Origin of the sequence: Saezia sanguinis (genome assembly GCF_963921665.1) — a bacterium.
GTDB lineage: Bacteria > Pseudomonadota > Gammaproteobacteria > Burkholderiales > Burkholderiaceae_C > Saezia > Saezia sanguinis.
The window spans coordinates 188370-206021 of the sequence record NZ_CAWUGC010000012.1; the positions used below are offsets into that span (position 1 = coordinate 188370).

Annotated in this window: 13 protein-coding genes; 11 read left to right on the top strand and 2 right to left on the bottom strand. The window is 53.6% G+C overall.

The annotated features are described in order from the left end of the window. Positions 1-97 precede the first annotated feature (97 nt). The 11 genes from AACY98_RS07670 to AACY98_RS07720 all read left to right on the top strand — a co-directional run bounded on the left by AACY98_RS07670 (position 98) and on the right by AACY98_RS07720 (position 14871). Positions 98-1969, top strand: a complete 1872-nt coding sequence (locus tag AACY98_RS07670) for an extracellular solute-binding protein (RefSeq protein ID WP_339803614.1) — start codon at positions 98-100, stop codon at positions 1967-1969. A gap of 15 nt (positions 1970-1984) precedes the next feature. Then, positions 1985-3025, top strand: a complete 1041-nt coding sequence (locus AACY98_RS07675) for an ABC transporter permease subunit (protein ID WP_339803618.1) — start codon at positions 1985-1987, stop codon at positions 3023-3025. A 6-nt stretch (positions 3026-3031) separates the two neighbouring features. After that, positions 3032-4135 (top strand): ABC transporter permease, encoded by a 1104-nt coding sequence (locus tag AACY98_RS07680; RefSeq protein WP_339803965.1) that lies wholly within the window; start codon positions 3032-3034, stop codon positions 4133-4135. Beyond that, positions 4132-5814, top strand: a complete 1683-nt coding sequence (locus AACY98_RS07685) for an ABC transporter ATP-binding protein (protein ID WP_339803621.1) — start codon at positions 4132-4134, stop codon at positions 5812-5814. The genes AACY98_RS07680 and AACY98_RS07685 overlap by 4 nt, the downstream gene beginning before the upstream one ends. Before the next feature lie 273 nt (positions 5815-6087). After that, complete coding sequence (gene rimP / locus AACY98_RS07690) at positions 6088-6735, top strand: ribosome maturation factor RimP (protein WP_339803624.1); 648 nt, start codon at positions 6088-6090, stop codon at positions 6733-6735. Continuing rightward, entirely contained in the window at positions 6732-8216 is a 1485-nt protein-coding gene (nusA, locus tag AACY98_RS07695) for a transcription termination factor NusA (protein WP_339803627.1), read from the top strand. Before rimP ends, nusA begins: the two co-directional genes overlap by 4 nt. 125 nt (positions 8217-8341) lie before the next feature. After that, complete coding sequence (gene infB, locus AACY98_RS07700) at positions 8342-11227, top strand: translation initiation factor IF-2 (RefSeq protein WP_339803629.1); 2886 nt, start codon at positions 8342-8344, stop codon at positions 11225-11227. 20 nt (positions 11228-11247) lie between these two features. Then, a complete protein-coding gene (rbfA, locus tag AACY98_RS07705; protein WP_126977321.1) occupies positions 11248-11622 on the top strand; it encodes a 30S ribosome-binding factor RbfA in 375 nt (124 codons plus the stop codon). A 2-nt stretch (positions 11623-11624) separates the two neighbouring features. After that, positions 11625-12587: a tRNA pseudouridine(55) synthase TruB gene (gene truB / locus AACY98_RS07710; protein ID WP_339803632.1), complete on the top strand. Its 963-nt coding sequence runs from the start codon at positions 11625-11627 to the stop codon at positions 12585-12587. Then, positions 12587-14404, top strand: coding sequence for a translational GTPase TypA (gene typA / locus AACY98_RS07715; protein ID WP_126977325.1), 1818 nt, complete (start codon positions 12587-12589; stop codon positions 14402-14404). The genes truB and typA overlap by 1 nt, the downstream gene beginning before the upstream one ends. 194 nt (positions 14405-14598) lie before the next feature. Then, entirely contained in the window at positions 14599-14871 is a 273-nt protein-coding gene (locus AACY98_RS07720) for a TIGR04438 family Trp-rich protein (RefSeq protein ID WP_126977327.1), read from the top strand. Positions 14872-14924: 53 nt separating this feature from the next. On the opposite strand, the gene ilvD is transcribed toward AACY98_RS07720, so the two are convergent. Both ilvD and AACY98_RS07730 read right to left on the bottom strand, forming a co-directional pair. Continuing rightward, positions 14925-16607, bottom strand: a complete 1683-nt coding sequence (gene ilvD / locus AACY98_RS07725; protein WP_339803637.1) for a dihydroxy-acid dehydratase — start codon at positions 16605-16607, stop codon at positions 14925-14927. 196 nt (positions 16608-16803) lie between these two features. After that, positions 16804-17652, bottom strand: a complete 849-nt coding sequence (locus AACY98_RS07730; RefSeq protein WP_339803640.1) for a squalene/phytoene synthase family protein — start codon at positions 17650-17652, stop codon at positions 16804-16806.

Sequence of the window (17652 nt, forward strand, 5' to 3'; positions counted from 1 at the left end):
AATGTTTAGTCAGATTGGCTGTCTACCCTGTATACTTTACGGCTTGAGCAGATCATTAAAATACGGATTTTCATTACGAGGCAGAGGCAAAATTTTGGTGCGCAGCATTGCAAGGTGTTTTTCCGGGTTCTGTGGCGTTGTGGGCGCTGCTGTGTTCCTGCTGTGGCAGCCGGCATGGGCTGCGCATGGCTATGCACAGTGGGGTGATTTGAAATACCCGGCAGGGTTTTCGCATTTTGATTATGTCAACCCGCAGGCGCCCAAAGGCGGTGAGCTGGTTCTGGTGTCCAACCTGCGCGTTTCCACATTCGATAAATACAATCCGTTTTCGCTGAAAGGTACAGCACCGGCCTATATGAGCCAGCTGGTTTTTGAAAGTCTGCTGACCAGTTCGCTGGATGAGCCGGGCAGCGCTTACGGACTGCTGGCCGATGATGTGGAAGTGGCGCCGGATAAAACCTGGGTGCGTTTTCATATCAACCCCCAAGCGCGTTTTTCCAATGGCGACCCGGTGCTGGCGCAGGATGTGATCCATTCGTACAACATGCTGATCAGCAACGATGCCTCTCCTGCTTACCGTACGATGCTGGAGCAGGTGGCAGGGGTGCGCAGTACCGATGAGCGTACTGTTTATTTTGACCTCAAGGAGTTCAACCGTGAACTGCCGATCACGATTGGTTCGCTGCCGGTTTTTTCGCATAAGTGGGGCGAAGGTGTGGCGTTTGGCGATATACGCTTGCAGGAGCCGATTGCCAGTGGCCCCTACAAAATTGGTTCTGTGGTGTACGGCAAAGATATCACTTATGTGCGTGACCCCAACTACTGGGGCTGGGGCCTGAACGTACAGGTCGGGCAGTATAACTTTGACCGCATTACGGTACGCATTTATAAAGACAGCACCGTCAAGCTGGAGGCGTTCAAAGCCGGTGAGTTTGATTTCATGCAGGAGTTTTCTGCCGGCAACTGGGCCAAGCTCTACCATGGCAGGCGCTTTGATTCGGGAGATGTGGTGAAACGCGAATTTGAAAACCGGCTGCCGTATGGTTTTCAGGGCTATATTCTCAATAGCCGCAAGCCGCAGTACAGCGATGTACGGGTACGGCAGGCGCTGAATCTGGCGTACGATTTTGAATGGATGAACCAGGCGCTGTTTTTCGGCAACTATAAGCGGATCAGCAGTTATTTCGGCAACAGCGATTTTGAGGCTAAAGGGATGCCTTCTGCAGATGAACTGGCGCTGTTGCAGTCCTTGCAGGCTGAATATGGCAAAGAGCAGCTTCCTGATGCGGTTCTGTATGAGCCTGCTCCTGTGCAGCCGGTGACTGCGCCACCACCGCATTCGCTGCGGGAGAACCTGAAGCGTGCGCGCGATCTGCTGGCGCAAGCCGGCTGGACCTACCGCGATGGTGCATTGCGCAATGCGCAGGGTGAGCCTTTTGTGATGGAATACCTTGATAGCCAGGAAGGCGGGGGGCGGGTGCATGCCGCATGGGCACGTGCGCTAGAGAAGCTGGGCATTCAGTTTAAGCTGCGTACGGTGGACTTTTCGTTGTACCAGATGCGTCTGGATCAATTCAACTTTGACGTCACCACCATCCGTATGGGGGGCTCCACCGTGCCGGGTAAAGAGCTGTATGAATTGTATGGCAGCAAAGCGGCGGATATGCCGCACAGTGCCAACTGGTGGGGTATCCGCAATCCGGTGATTGATGAACTGATTAACCGCTTGGTTAATGCGCAAGATAAGGCTGAAGCCGTTGCTGCCGGGCGCGCGCTGGATAGAATGCTGCTGCATGGGGCTTACTCGGTATTGCAGTTTTATTCGAGCAATTACCGTGTGGCGTATGATGCGTCCAAACTGGCGCTGCCTGATACCATTCCCGGGTATTATCAGGTTGAGGGCTGGGTCATGGGGACCTGGTGGGCCAAATCCTCAGAGGGCGTGCAGACAGCCGGGCCGGAAAACTGAACGATTGCATAGACCATGTGGCTATATTTTATTAAACGCATTCTGCTGATGATTCCTACGCTGTTTGGCGTGTTGCTGATCACTTTCATCATTACGCAGTTTGTGCCCGGCGGCCCGGTGGAAAACTACCTGCTGGCTGCGCGCGGCGCTGGCGGTGGCAGCGATGGGGCGGGCATGTCGATTGAACGGCTCAGCTCACAGGGTATTGACGAGCAGCGGCTGGAGGAGATTAAGGCGCTGTATGGGTTTGACAAGCCCGCACCTGAACGTTTTGTGCAGATGGTTGGGCAATACCTGCGGTTTGACCTGGGTACCAGTTTTTACCATCACCGCTCGGTTTTGGAACTGATTATCGAAAAACTGCCGGTATCCATTTCACTGGGGTTGTGGACGTTTATGCTGAGTTACCTGGTGGCAGTACCGCTGGGGGTTGCCAAGGCGGTGCGCCATGGCACCCGGTTTGATTTTTTCACCACGCTGATTGTGCTGGCTGGTTATGCAATGCCGGGGTTTGTGCTGGGGCTGGTGTTGCTGGTGCTGTTTGGCGGCGGCGGGTTCTGGCCGCTGTTTCCGCTCAGAGGGCTGACATCGCCCAACTGGGATGAGTTGTCGATGATGAGCAAGGCCGCAGATTATCTGTGGCATATCATTCTGCCGGTGACGGCCATGGTTTCGGGTGGCTTTGCCTCGCTGGCGATGCTGACCAAAAATTCATTTCTGGAAGAGATTCGAAAACAGTATGTGACTACGGCACGCGCCAAAGGGCTGTCGAATAAGAAAGTGTTGTGGAAACATGTGTTCCGCAATGCACTGGTGCCTATTGTGACGGGGTTTCCGGCGGCGTTTGTGACGGCATTTTTTACCGGGGCACTGTTGATTGAAACGCTGTTTTCTCTGGATGGGTTGGGACTGCTGGGGTATGAGTCGGTGCTGCGGCGCGATTTTCCGGTGGTGCTGGGCACGCTGTATCTGTTTACGCTGATTGCGCTGCTGACCAAGTTGATCACAGATTTCTGTTATGTGTGGGTTGACCCGCGCGTGAAGTTTGACCGGTGAGGCATGATGACCGATTCAGTTTCTTCCGTTGATATCCAGAGTGCGGCAGTGCCGCAGAAAAAGGCGCTGCAGTCTCCGGCGCGGCTGTTCTGGCAGCGTTTTCGCTCCAATCGGCTGGGGTTTGCTAGCCTGTGCATTTTGATCATGATGGTGGTGGTGAGCCTGGGGGCGGAAATGATCAGCAACGACCGCCCACTGCTGCTGCGCTATGACGGGCACTGGTATGTGCCGGTATTCCAGGATTTGCCGGAAACGCTGTTTGGCGGCGATTTTGAGTCGCCTGCAGATTATACGGAGCCGCTGGTGATTGAGCAGATCAACCAGCCGGGCAATTTTGCACTGTATCCGCCAAATCATTACGGTTTTAAGACCATCAACTACCAGTTACTGGCGTCTATTCCGGCACCGCCTTCGGCGCAGAATCTGCTGGGAACGGATACCCGCGGGCGGGATATGGTGGCGCAGTTGCTGTACGGGTTTCGGGTATCGATCTTTTTTGGCATTGCCTTGACCATTGTGGGGGTGCTGCTGGGGGTGCTGTTTGGTGCGGTGCAGGGGTACTTTGCCGGTAAGGTGGACTTGATCACGCAGCGCTTTCTGGAAGTGTGGGGCGCCATGCCGGAACTGTTCCTGCTGATTATTTTTTCGGCCATTTTCCAGCCCAGTCTGTTATTGCTTTTGCTGCTGCTGAGTCTGTTTGGCTGGATTGGCCTGTCTGACTATGTGCGGGCCGAGTTTCTGCGCAACCGGCAGTTGGATTATGTGCGGGCTGCGCGGGCATTGGGGTTGTCTCACTGGCAGATTATCAAACGCCATGTGTTGCCTAACAGCCTGACGCCGGTGATTACATTTTTGCCGTTCCGCCTGAGTGCAGCGATTCTGGCACTGACCAGTCTGGATTTTCTGGGGCTGGGCGTGCCGCCCGATACACCCAGCCTAGGTGAGCTGCTGTCTCAGGGGAAAAGCCGGCTGGATGCCTGGTGGATTATTCTGCCGACGTTTGCGGTGCTGTTTACGACCATGCTGCTGCTGACGTTTACCGGCGATGCACTGCGCAATGCGCTGGACCCGCGCTATCTGGTCAAAGGCGGCAAGGGGCGCAAAAAATGAAAGATAAAGAACAGGATATGCAGAATATTTCGTTGCCCAAAGAGGGGCGGCCTTTGCTCAGCGTACGTGATCTGACGGTGCGCTGGGGGGCGCGTGCAGCAGTGGAGCAGGTCTGCCTTGATATTGCTGCTGGCGAAAAAGTGGCGCTGGTCGGAGAGTCAGGGTCGGGCAAAAGTGTGACGGCCATGTCTTTTCTGGGCTTGTTGTCCGGTGCGCAGGTCAGCGGTACTTCTGTGTTCACGTTGAAAAATGGTCAGCAGCTTGACCTGAATCAGGCCACAGAACGCCAGTTGGAGCGGATACGGGGAAAAGAGATCGCGATGATTTTCCAGGAGCCGATGACGGCACTGGACCCTCTGTTTACCGTAGGCGACCAGATTGTGGAGGGGCTGCAACTGCACGAGGGGCTTTCAAGGCAGGTCGCCTGGAAAAGAGCGATTGAGCTGTTGGATCGCACCGGTATTACTGAGCCACAGGAGCGGGCATTTTCCTACCCGCACCAGCTTTCGGGCGGGCAGCGTCAGCGGGCCATGATTGCCATGGCACTGGCATGCGGACCGCGGCTGCTGCTGGCGGATGAACCTACAACCGCGCTGGATGTGACGCTGCGGGTGCAGATCATGGATCTGCTGAACCGTTTGCAGCAGGAAGATGGCATGGCGGTGTTGCTGATTTCGCATGACTTGGGTATTGTGCGCCATTTTGCCGACCGCATGGCGGTGATGGAGAAAGGTGCCATTGTTGAAACCGGCGAAACGCAAAAGGTATTCAGCCAGCCGAAACACCCCTATACGCAGCGCTTGCTGGATAGCCGTCCGCAACGGCTGGTAGGGGATGAGGATGCTCACAGTTCGTCAGGCACAACGCCTGTGGTGCAGGCCGAGCAGGTTAAGGTGTTTTATCCGGGAAACAAACCCGCCAAGGGCAAGGGGCTGGCTCGGCTGGCGTTCTGGCGCAGGCAACCGTTTGAGGCGGTGGATGGCGTGACGCTGTCGCTGGCTCCCGGGCGCACGCTGGGGATTATCGGCGAGTCGGGTTCAGGCAAGTCGACGCTGGCGATGGCGTTGCTGGGGTTGCTGCCGCACGGGCAGGTTCAGGGCGATATTGCCATCAACGGGAAAGCATGGGGCAGCAGCCTGGCACAGGAGCGGCCGATGCGGGCCCATATTCAGGTGGTGTTTCAGGATCCATTTTCTTCCCTGTCGCCACGCATGACGGTGCGTGACATTGTGGCCGAGGGGCTGCTGGTACACCAGCCGCAATGCACGCGTGCGCAGCGGGACGAAAAGGTGGCGCAGGCGCTGGCCGATGTGGGGCTGTCGGCAGACATCATGTCCAGATACCCGCATGAATTTTCGGGCGGGCAAAGGCAGCGTATTGCCATTGCCCGGGCGTTGATTGTGGGGCCGTCAATCCTGGTGCTGGATGAGCCGACCAGCGCACTGGATGTTTCAATTCAGAAACAGGTGCTGGAATTATTGGCGCAGTTGCAGCAGGATAAACAACTGAGTTATATCCTGATCACGCACGATGTGGGAGTGGTGCGGGCGCTGGCACACGAGGTGATCGTGATGAAAAGCGGCAAGATTGTTGAAGCCGGTACGGTTGAGCAGATCATGACAACCCCTGCCATGCCTTACACGCAGGCCCTGATCAGTGCTGCAATGAATGTGGAATGAGCATTGAAATAATGCATGAAACCATCAGCCCGATTCTTGCAGAATTTGTGAGGCGCCAAATGAGCATTTATGGTTGCTTTTTGGCAGCAGCTTCTTGCGAGCTTTTGAGAAGCGTATTATAATAATGCATTCGCTGTAGAAACACCCGAAAGGGGCGGACACGCAACCGCCCCTTTTTTGTTGGCGGGTTTTTTATCGAAACCGGGTGTTGCTTTTTGGCAAAATGCCAAAAGCTGAGGCGAGCGGACAAAGGGAATAAAGGGTACATACTGGATGAGTTGGCAAGCCGAAGTTGAGCAGGCTGTAACAGGCCTGGGATATGAAATGGTTGAGGCAGAGCGCCCGACCGGTGGTTTGCTGCGTGTGTTTATTGAGAATCCGAATGGTGTACCGGCAATTACTGTGGATGACTGCGAGCGCGTGACACGCCAGTTGCAGTATGTGCTGGAAGTGCAGCAGGTGGATTATCAGCGCCTGGAGGTTTCCTCCCCCGGGTTAGACCGTCCTTTGAAAAAAGCGCAGGATTATGAGCGTTTTCTGGGCGAGCGGGCTGAAATAACCTTTAAAACCCCGGTTGTCGTGAATGGTCCGGACGGTAAATCAGCATACAAACAGAAAAAGTTTGCTGGCCGGCTGGAAGCTGCGCCACAGGGGCAGGACGGATGGGTTCTGGTGCTGGAAGCCGAGGAACAGAAAAAAACCGGGAAGGTTGGCGCGCGTAAAAAAGCGGCTGTTGAAGAGCCTGCCATGGCGCTGGGCTTTACGCTGGATGAAGTGCGTGAGGCACGTTTGGTGCCTGTAGTGGATTTCAAGGGTAAAAAAGTTCATGCAACCCCAACGACGCAAGCTGAGAATGCTGAGTCTGCGTTGGATGAACCTGAAGACAAATCATTTAATGACAACGGAGATCGTAACCGATGAACCGCGAGCTGTTAATGCTGGTAGATGCCATATCACGTGAAAAGAATGTGGAGCGTGACATTGTGTTTGGCGCTGTTGAAGCTGCTTTGGCTTCAGCAAGTAAGAAACTGTACGATGGTGATGTTGATATTCGCGTGGCGGTTGACCGGGAAACGGGCGATTACGACACGTTCCGCCGCTGGCTGGTGGTGCCTGACGAGGCTGGTTTACAGCAGCCTGATGCTGAAATCCTGCATTTTGAGGCGGTAGAGCAGTTGCCTGATGTTGAGATTGGCGATTACATTGAAGAGCCGGTGGAGTCTGTCGCAATTGGCCGTATCGGTGCACAGGCTGCCAAGCAGGTGATTCTGCAGAAAATTCGCGATGCAGAACGCGAGCAGTTGCTCAATGAGTTTTTGGCCCGGGGCGAAAAGATTTTTGTCGGCACCGTCAAACGCATGGATAAGGGCGATGCCGTTATTGAGTCTGGCCGCGTGGAAGGGCGTTTGCGCCGCAGTGAAATGATTCCGCGTGAAAATCTGCGCTCCGGTGACCGCGTGCGTGCTTTCATCAAGAGTGTTGATCATACACAGCGCATCCCGATTGAATTGACGCGCAGCGCACCAGAGTTCATGATGGAACTGTTTCATCTGGAAGTGCCTGAAATTGAGCAGGGCTTGCTGGAAATTAAATCCTGTGCGCGTGATCCCGGATCCCGTGCGAAAATAGCCGTGATTGCCCACGATCAGCGCATTGATCCGGTAGGGACCTGTGTTGGTGTGCGTGGATCGCGGGTCAATGCGGTAACCAATGAGCTGGCTGGTGAGCGTGTGGATATTGTGCTGTGGTCAGAGGATCCGGCTCAGTTTGCCATTGGCGCTTTGGCTCCGGCAACGGTTGATTCGATTGTGGTGGACGAAGATCTGCACGCGATGGATGTGGTGGTGAATGAGAGCAATCTGGCGGTGGCGATTGGCCGTGGTGGTCAGAATGTGCGCCTGGCTTCAGATCTGACCGGCTGGCGTATCAACATCATGAGCGCTGAAGAATCGGCCCAGAAGCAGGAACAGGAAACCACCGAGATTCGCGATCTGTTCATGTCCAAGCTGGATGTGGATGAAGAGGTTGCCAATATTCTGATTGCTGAAGGGTTTACTTCTTTGGAAGAGGTTGCCTATGTTCCATTGCAGGAAATGCAGGAGATCGACGCTTTTGATGAAGAAATGATCGAAGAACTGCGCAGCCGTGCCAAGGATGCTTTGCTGACAATGGAAATTGCCCGGGAAGAAACTCTGGACAAAACAGCAAAAGACCTGCGTTCCCTGGAGGGCTTGACCGCTGAGCAGTTGACCAAGCTGACCGATGCGGATATCCGTACGCTGGATGATTTCGCTGATCTGGCAGTGGACGAGTTGATTGAGATTACTGGAATGACTGATGAGGAGCAGGCAAAGCAACTCATCATGAAAGCACGTGAGCACTGGTTCGATGAAGACCAGTAATGTGTATATAAATTAAGCGGCTTGTCAGATATGTGAGTGCACATGAAAGCGAGCTGTGTTGGAAGTGCCAAGGTGATGAACATGCATTGCATGGACCTGGCGGATAGATAAAGGATTTTAAACGCATGGCCGTTACGACTGTTTCACAACTGGCTGCAGAATTCAAACGCAGTACCCAAACGCTGCTGGAGCAACTTGCTGCTGCAGGTGTTGCCAAATCGTCTGCTGACGATGAGGTTACCGAGGCGGACAAGGGGCGTTTGCTGGAGCATTTGCGCAGCGTGCATGGGACACCGACTGAACGTAAAAAGATCACGTTGATGAAAAAGTCAACAACGGAGATCAAGCAGTCTGATGCCAGCGGAAAAGCACGCACGATCCAGGTCGAAGTACGTAAAAAACGGACTTTTGTCAAACGGGATGAAGTGGTTGCCCAGGCACCAGAACAAGCTGCTCCGGTAGCAGATACAGCACTGGCTAAACCTGTGATTGATGAAGCTGAAAAAGCACGCCGTCAGGCTGAAGCTGAGCGGCAGGCGGAGTTATTGCGCCGGCAGCAGGAAGAAGCGGAAGAAAAACGCCGCCAGCGTGAACTGCAGGAACAGCAAGAGCAGGCTTCTGAGGCGCCGGAAACCGTCGAGGCTTCTGCGGCTGAAGTGGTTGCAGAACAGGCGGCAGAGCAGCAGCCTGCTGTGTCGGAAGAGCTGGTGAAGCAGGATGTTGCAGAAGTGCCTGAATCGGCACCGAAGGCGAAAAAGGCCAAAGCGGCAACTAAAAAACCAGCAGCCGAGACAGATTCAGCGGTTGCTGCGCAACCAGCAGATCAGCAGACAGCTCAGCCTGAAGCTGTGCCAGCCGCGCCAGAAGTAGCTGCGGCTGCGACCGATGGCGCAGGCGAAGAGAAACGCCGCAAGGCAGAAGCAGAGGCGCAGGCCATTCGCGATATGATGAATGCACCTCGCAAGGTGCTGGTGGCGAAAAAACCTGTCAAACCTGAAGCCGAGAAAGTGAAAACCGGTAAAGGTAAAACTGCCGATGTGATGCGTAAAGAGGCGGCCACTTCGGGTGAGCGCAATAAATCGATCAAATCTGAAAAGCTGTCGTCGCAGTGGGCTGATGACTCACCTAAAAAAGGTGCCCGCACAGCCACGCCTGCAGCGAACGAATGGAAAGCCAAAGGTGGCCGGGGCGGTCGACGCGATCGGCATCAGGTTGAACAGAAAGCTGCGCCCAAAGAGGTGGAATTTGTTGTTAAAGAGATTCATGTGCCGGAAACCATCAGCGTGGCTGACCTGGCGCATAAAATGTCTGTGAAGGCCTCTGAAGTGATCAAGGCGCTGATGAAAATGGGCCAGATGGTCACCATTAACCAGCAGCTGGATCAGGATACCGCCATGATTGTGGTGGAAGAACTGGGGCATCAGGCAGTGGCGGCTAAGCTGGATGATCCTGAAGCATTCCTGACAGATGATGACGAGCAGGCAGAGCGTGATGCTCAGGCTGAAGCCCGGGCACCTGTTGTGACGGTGATGGGACACGTTGACCATGGTAAAACGTCGCTGCTGGACTACATTCGGCGGGCCAAGGTTGCAGCCGGTGAAGCGGGCGGTATTACACAACACATTGGTGCGTACCATGTGGAAACACCGCGCGGCGTGATTACATTCCTGGATACTCCGGGGCACGAGGCGTTTACCGCCATGCGTGCCCGTGGTGCTCAGGCAACGGATATCGTGATTCTGGTGGTGGCCGCAGATGATGGTGTGATGCCACAGACCAAAGAGGCTATTGCCCACGCCAAGGCAGCGCAGGTGCCTTTGGTGGTTGCGATCAATAAAATTGACAAACCGGGAGCCAACCCTGACCGCGTGAAGCAGGAGCTGATTGCAGAAGGCGTGGTGCCTGAAGAGTACGGCGGTGATTCACCGTTCGTGCCGGTATCGGCCAAGACTGGTCAGGGCATTGATGACCTGCTGGAAAATGTGCTGTTGCAGGCTGAGGTGCTGGAGTTGAAGGCACCAGTCGATGTATCAGCCAAGGGGATTGTGATTGAAGCCCGGTTGGATAAGGGCCGTGGTCCGGTGGCTTCTGTGCTGGTGCAGTCTGGCACCTTGCATAAAGGCGACGTGGTGTTGGCCGGGGCCAGTTTTGGCCGTGTACGCGCAATGCTGGATGAAAATGGCAGGCCGATTCAGGATGCAGGCCCGTCGATCCCGGTTGAAATTCAGGGGTTGACCGATGTGCCACAGGCTGGTGATGAGTTTATGGTATTGGCTGATGAGCGCCGTGCACGTGAAATTGCAACGTTCAGACAGGGCAAGTACCGTGACGTGAAGCTTGCACGCCAGCAGGCCGCCAAGCTGGAAAACATGTTTGAAAATATGGAAAGCGGTGATACCAAGGTATTGTCGCTGATCATCAAGGCAGATGTGCAAGGCTCACAGGAAGCATTGTCGACTTCACTGCAAAAACTCTCGACCGATGAGGTACGGGTGCAGGTTGTTCACGCTGCAGTGGGGGGCATTTCCGAGTCGGATGTGAATCTGGCGATTGCTTCGCAGGCGGTGATCATCGGCTTTAATGTACGGGCGGATGCCAATGCACGTAAATCGGCCGAAACCAACGGTATCCAGATTCGCTACTACAACATCATTTATGATGCTGTGGATGATGTGAAGGCGGCCATGAGCGGTATGCTTTCGCCTGAGGAGAAAGAAGAAGTTATCGGTACTGCCGAGATTCGCAATGTGTTTGTGGCCACAAAGATTGGTACGATTGCCGGTTGTATGGTGACTTCGGGCATGGTGCATCGCAATGCCAAATTCCATTTGCTGCGTGATAACGTGGTGATGTATACCGGAGAGGTTGATTCCATCCGCCGTCATAAAGACGATGTGCGTGAAGTCAATGAAGGCTTTGAATGCGGTATCAAACTGAAGAACTACACAGATATCAAAGAAGGCGATACGCTGGAGTTCTTTGATGTGAAGGAAATTGCCCGTACGCTGTAATGCGGGTATGAAGAGATAAGATGCCTAGAAAATCATCCACACCCCATCGGGCCTATCGGGTCGCTGATCAGATTCAGAGAGATCTCTCTGAAATGATCGCGCGCGAACTGAAGGACCCCCGCATTGGCATGATCACGATCAGCCATGTGGAGGTCACGCCCGATTATGCGCATGCACGTGTTGGTTTTACGGTGCTGGTGGGAGATCCGCAGGTTAATGAAGAGGCATTGAACGAGGCGGCGGGGTTTTTAAGGAATCTGCTGTTTAAACGCCTGCATATTCATACGGTGCCAACTTTGCATTTTTATTTTGACCGCACCACTGAACATGCTGCTGATCTGAATGATCTGATTGCCAAAGCAGTTGCTTCAAGATCAAAGGATGCCGACGAATAATTATGGTCAAGACGGCGTCTCATGCACGGGTTGCAAGGCGCCCCGTGCATGGGGTGTTGTTGCTGGATAAACCGCTCGGGCTTTCAAGTAACCAGGCTTTGCAAAAGGCCAAGTGGCTGTTGTGTGCTGTAAAAGGTGGGCATACCGGAACGCTGGACCCTTTGGCCACAGGTGTGTTGCCGCTGTGTTTTGGTGCAGCAACCAAGTTTGCCCAGGTACAGCTGGATGCTGATAAAAGCTATCGAGCAACGGTGCGGCTTGGTATCAGCACATCCACAGGCGATAGCGAGGGCGAAGTCATTCGGCAAAGTGACGCGCATGTGACTTTGGAGCAGTTGTTGTCGGTATTGCCCCGGTTTCAAGGAAAAATCCGGCAGATTCCCCCGATGCATTCTGCGTTGAAACATGAGGGAAAAGCTTTGTATGAATATGCACGTTCCGGTGTGGAGATTGAGCGTCAGCCGCGTGAGGTGACTATCTACGGGTTGGATGTGACAATGCTGGATCCGCAGACTTTTGAGATGGATGTGCGGTGCAGCAAAGGCACGTATATCCGCACACTGGCAAGCGATATCGGGGATGCACTGGGGTGTGGTGCGCATTTGCTTGCGCTGAGGCGTACAGCCACAGGTGGTTTTTTGCAGGATGAATGCATTACGCTGGATGAGCTGGCAGCCATGGATGAAAAGGCCAGGCTAGCACAACTGAAGACGGCAGATACGTTGTTGGGAGATGCTCCTGAAGTTTTTCTGGATTCAGCGGATGCAGGCCGTTTTCTGACCGGAATGCGCCGTAACACGGACATGGCTGATGCGCCCATGGTCAAGGTGATGGGGCGTCGTCCCGATGCTTTTTTGGGCATGGCCCATGTACGGTCAGGGGAGTTAATCCCGCAGCGGCTGTTGTCGCCGATAGAAATACAACAATCGATTGAGCAAACACAAGTTTTAACAGGTGAGAATTGATGAGTAATCAGAAACAAATTCGTAACATTGCGATTATTGCCCACGTGGACCATGGCAAGACGACCATGGTGGACCAGTTGCTGCGCCAAAGCGGTACCTTCCGCAGCAATGAAAAAGTGGATGAGCGGGTCATGGACAACAATGACCTTGAAAAAGAACGCGGTATTACAATTCTGGCGAAAAACTGCGCAGTTTCATGGGAAGGCACACACATCAACATTGTCGATACGCCCGGACACGCCGATTTTGGCGGTGAAGTGGAGCGTGCGCTGTCGATGGTGGATTCGGTTCTGCTGTTGATTGACGCGGTGGAAGGCCCAATGCCGCAAACACGGTTTGTAACGAAAAAAGCGTTGGCCTTGGGGCTGCACCCGATTGTTGTGGTGAACAAGGTGGACCGGCCAGGCGCGCGCCCGGATTATGTGATCAATGCTGCATTTGATCTGTTTGACAAGCTGGGTGCGACTGAAGAGCAACTGGATTTTCCGGTGGTATATGCTTCAGGTCTGAATGGCTGGGCCACGTTGAATGAAGGTGAGCAGGGAACTGATCTGCGCCCACTGTTTGAAACCATTATCAAGCATGTGAAACCGCATGACGGTGATCCGGATGCCCCGCTGCAATTGCAGATCAGCTCTTTGGATTACTCTTCTTATGTGGGGCGTATTGGTGTGGGGCGCATTAACGCCGGGCGTATCAAACCGTTGCAGGATGTGCTGGTATGGAGCGGTCCGGAAAGCAAACCGTTTAAAGCGCGTGTGAACCAGGTGCTTAAGTTTGAAGGCCTGGAACGCGTGCAGTATAACGAGGCACAGGCAGGAGATATTGTGCTGATCAACGGGATTGACAATATCGGCATTGGCATGACGCTAACTGAGCAGGAAAACGCTAATCCGCTGCCAATGCTGCATGTGGACGAACCTACGCTGACGATGAATTTCTGTGTCAATACGTCTCCGTTGGCTGGGCGTGAGGGTAAATTCGTGACGAGCCGCCAGATTCGTGACCGCCTGGAACGTGAGTTGCAAAGCAATGTGGCATTGCGCGTACGTGATACGGATGAAGATGGTATTTACGAAGTTTCCGGGCGCGGTGAATTGCACCTGACGATCCTGCTTGAAAATATGCGCCGGGAAGGCTATGAGCTGGCGGTTTCCCGCCCTCGCGTTGTGTTTCGTGGGCAGGGGGAAAGCCGTCAGGAGCCTTTTGAGCTGCTGACGGTTGATATTGAAGACAGCCATCAGGGCGGAGTCATGCAGGCGCTTGGCGAACGGCGCGCTGAATTGCTGAATATGGAGTCAGATGGCCAGGGGCGTGTGCGCCTGGAATACCGCATTCCGGCACGTGGTCTGATTGGCTTTCAGAATGAGTTTTTGAATCTGACGCGTGGCACCGGGTTGGTCAGCAATATTTTTGATGCCTATGAGCCTTATGCAGGCGAATTGCCCGGGCGTAAGAATGGTGTGCTGATCAGTCAGGATGATGGCGAAATCGTGACGTATGCGCTGGGCAAGCTGGATGACCGCGGCCGCATGTTTGTCAAACCGGGCGATTCTGTTTACGAAGGTATGATTGTGGGGATTCACAACCGTGATAACGATATTGTTGTGAATCCGGTACGCAGCAAACAGCTGACAAATTTCCGTGTTTCGGGCAAAGAAGATGCGATCAAGGTGACATCTCCCATTGAGCTTTCACTGGAATATGCAGTGGAGTTTATTGAAGATGACGAGCTGGTGGAAATTACGCCTAAATCCATTCGGCTGCGTAAACGCCACTTGAAAGAGCATGAGCGCCGCAAGGCCAATCGGGAATAATGGCGATTGGCTGTACGTAAAATCATTTATGTGATTTATGCAGAGTATTTAATTTGCATCAATGGATGTAAAAATTACTCTGATAAGGGTAATAGCTGTTATAGAATAACTGCAAAAAGCGGGGGCAGGCATAATTTATATGCCTGAAGCCATACGGTCTGAAGGCACATTGGGCAATTATTGGGTAACGACATATGATATTTTTGCTGGCTGGTATCGCCATGTTGATTATGAAAGCGCTGGATGTGAGTTTCATGGTCGATCTGTCCTGGTGGTGGTGTGGAACTCCCTTTGTCATGGCTTTTCTTTATTGGGAGTTTGTGGTTCCTGCTTTTCAGTTGGATGCCAAGAGGGAAGCGCGCGACGAGAGAAAAAGGGTCAAAGCGCGCAGGCAGCAGCAAATGGATGACCTGTGGTCTGATGATGAAAAACCAAAAGGTTTTTTCAGACGCAAAAAGAAGCGCTGAAATAAGAAACGGCATCTGGAATAGATGCCGTTTTTATATGGATGTTTTGAAAATCAATCAAATTTATCCAGTACGGCACCGGTACTTGCACTGGAAGCGCAATGTGCGAATTTGGCTAATACACCACGCTGGTAGCGTGGCGCAGGTGCTTTCCAGAGGCTGCGGCGTTTTGCCAGCACTTCGTCGCTGACGTTGAGCTGCAGCAGCAACTGGTGCGCATCAATGGTAATGGAGTCGCCTTCTTCAATCAGGGCGATATTGCCGCCCACAGCAGCTTCCGGCGCTACGTGGCCGACCACCATGCCCCAGGTGCCGCCGGAAAAACGACCGTCAGTGATCAGGCCGACAGATTCACCAAGTCCCTGTCCGATTAATGCACCTGTAGGTGCCAGCATTTCTGGCATACCGGGGCCGCCTTTGGGACCCAGATAACGCAACACCATCACATCTCCGGCCTTGATCTTGCCATCCATAATGGCTTGCAGGGCAGACTGTTCATCATCAAAGACCCTGGCTGGCCCGGTGATGACCGGATTTTTCAGCCCGGTAATTTTGGCCACAGAACCTTCGGGAGAGAGGTTGCCTTTCAGGATGGCGAGATGGCCTTCCTTGTAGAGCGGGTTGTCAATGGTATGGATGACATCCTGCTCTGCGGAGGGTACATCGGGAACATTGGCCAGATTTTCTGCCACAGTTTTTCCGTTGATGGTGATGCAGTCACCATGCAGCAATCCGGCGTTGAGCAGCAGTTTCATGACCTGCGGAATGCCGCCAGCCCGGTGCAGGTCGATCGCCATGTAGCGGCCGGATGGTTTCAGGTCGCATATCACCGGGATTTTTTTACGCATGCGTTCAAAATCGTCAATGGTCCAGTCAACACCGGCAGCATGTGTGATGGCCAGGAAGTGCAGCACGGCGTTGGTTGAGCCGCCAACTGCCATGATCACGGCAACCGCATTTTCAATGGCTTTTTTGGTGACAATGTCACGCGGTTTAAGGTCGTTTTTAATGGCTTCCAGCAGTACACGGGCCGATTCTGCGGATGAGGTTGATTTTTCGTCATCCGGGTTGGCCATGGTGGACGAATAGGGCAGGCTCATGCCCAGCGCTTCAAAGGCCGAACTCATGGTATTGGCGGTGTACATGCCGCCGCATGAACCGGTACCTGGGATGGCCTTGTGCTCAATGGCGGAAAAATCCTCTTCACTCATTTTGCCGGCACTGTATTGGCCCACGGCTTCAAATACGCTGACGATGTTGAGATCCTGACCTTTATAGTGCCCTGGCTTGATGGTGCCGCCATAAACGTAGATGGCCGGCACATTGGAGCGCAGGATACCCATCATGCCGCCCGGCATGTTTTTGTCGCAACCGCCAATCACCATCACGCCGTCCATCCACTGGCCCTGTACGCAGGTTTCAATACAGTCGGATATCACTTCACGCGATACCAGAGAGTATTTCATGCCTTCCGTGCCCATGGACATGCCGTCAGAAATGGTGGGCACACCAAATGTCTGCGGGTTACCGCCAGCAGCCCTGATCGCATCAACGGCAACATCGGCCAGTTTCTGAAGTCCTGCGTTGCATGGGGTGATGGTGGAGTGCCCATTGGCAATACCGACCATGGGTTTGGCAAAATCTTCGTCCTTGTAGCCCAAACCATAGTACATGGAGCGGTTGGGTGCGCGGGCAGGCCCTTCAGTGATATTTTTTGAGCGGCGGTTAGAACTCATGGCAGTTTTGATCTCAATCGTGGTTGAATAAATGCATTTAAAGAGTGCGAATCTTCTATGATAATGCAGGACTGCCCCGGTTGGCAAAGAAGTACAGATATAAATGACCAGAATTCTGTATCTATTGCTGTTGTTTGCCCTGTTGGTATCAGCAATGGCCGGCAATACGTTATTTAAAGCGGGGGCGCTGTTTTCTTTAACGGGCGGTGACCGAGACCCACCAGGCTTTCAATGGGCTGAGCATGATGTGCTGATGCAGTATCTGGTAATCCATCTTTGGCAGCATGTCCAACCATGCCATATCCAGACGGGCCTGAACAATCAGAGGGCGGAGAGCAGGCTTTTCACCAGCGGGAATGTTTTCCAGTGCGGTTTTAAATTGCGCCAATGCGCGTTCACGCTGAAATTCGATTAAAGCGCTGAAACGGTCACTGTAACCCCACGGCGCTTCATTTTGCCTGATTTCACTGATAGTTACGCCGAATTGTGTGAGTTCATCCTGCGGAATTTCGACACGCCCCAGGCGGGCACGGTAACCCAGGCGGCTGATGCTGTTTTTCAGTGCCATGGCCACGCCTAAAGACTGCATGGCTTCATGGGTAGTGGCCGATGCACCGAGCAAGGCCGCTGTTTGCTGTATCAGGCTGCCCTGAATCTGTGTGGCCTGATGTTTCAGGCTGGGAAAGTCCAGATAGCGTGTCTGCATGCGCATATCCTGTATGCCGTGCAGGAACTGTTGAAAATAAGCCGGTACCAGTTTTTCGAATGGGGTATCGGCCTGTAGCAATTGGGTTGCGGGGTGCGTTGCGTTACGGGCGAACAGGCGTTCTATTTCGGCAAGCCACCAGCCGATTTTGGCCTGTACAACCGTGTTGTCAGAGACCTCATGTACCGTCGTCATCAGACTGTCTGCAATATCGTTGAGCGCAGACACCCAACTGCGTTGGGGTTCCGGCATGAGACCCAGCGCGTACCGCTGTGCAATATCCTGCGGCAAAGCGGATTTTTGAGGCGGAGCGGCAGATGAGAGGGGGTGTTCCTTCAT

Bases quoted from the DNA above. Each gene is read 5' to 3' on its own strand.
- rimP (WP_339803624.1), top strand. From the start codon at position 6,088: ATGAGTTGGCAAGCCGAAGTTGAGCAGGCTGTAACAGGCCTGGGATAT.
- AACY98_RS07675 (WP_339803618.1), top strand. From the start codon at position 1,985: ATGTGGCTATATTTTATTAAACGCATTCTGCTGATGATTCCTACGCTG.
- AACY98_RS07685 (WP_339803621.1), top strand. From the start codon at position 4,132: ATGAAAGATAAAGAACAGGATATGCAGAATATTTCGTTGCCCAAAGAG.
- nusA (WP_339803627.1), top strand. From the start codon at position 6,732: ATGAACCGCGAGCTGTTAATGCTGGTAGATGCCATATCACGTGAAAAG.
- infB (WP_339803629.1), top strand. From the start codon at position 8,342: ATGGCCGTTACGACTGTTTCACAACTGGCTGCAGAATTCAAACGCAGT.
- typA (WP_126977325.1), top strand. From the start codon at position 12,587: ATGAGTAATCAGAAACAAATTCGTAACATTGCGATTATTGCCCACGTG.
- AACY98_RS07680 (WP_339803965.1), top strand. From the start codon at position 3,032: ATGACCGATTCAGTTTCTTCCGTTGATATCCAGAGTGCGGCAGTGCCG.
- truB (WP_339803632.1), top strand. From the start codon at position 11,625: ATGGTCAAGACGGCGTCTCATGCACGGGTTGCAAGGCGCCCCGTGCAT.
- AACY98_RS07720 (WP_126977327.1), top strand. From the start codon at position 14,599: ATGATATTTTTGCTGGCTGGTATCGCCATGTTGATTATGAAAGCGCTG.
- rbfA (WP_126977321.1), top strand. From the start codon at position 11,248: ATGCCTAGAAAATCATCCACACCCCATCGGGCCTATCGGGTCGCTGAT.
- AACY98_RS07730 (WP_339803640.1), bottom strand. From the start codon at position 17,652: ATGAAGGAACACCCCCTCTCATCTGCCGCTCCGCCTCAAAAATCCGCT.
- ilvD (WP_339803637.1), bottom strand. From the start codon at position 16,607: ATGAGTTCTAACCGCCGCTCAAAAAATATCACTGAAGGGCCTGCCCGC.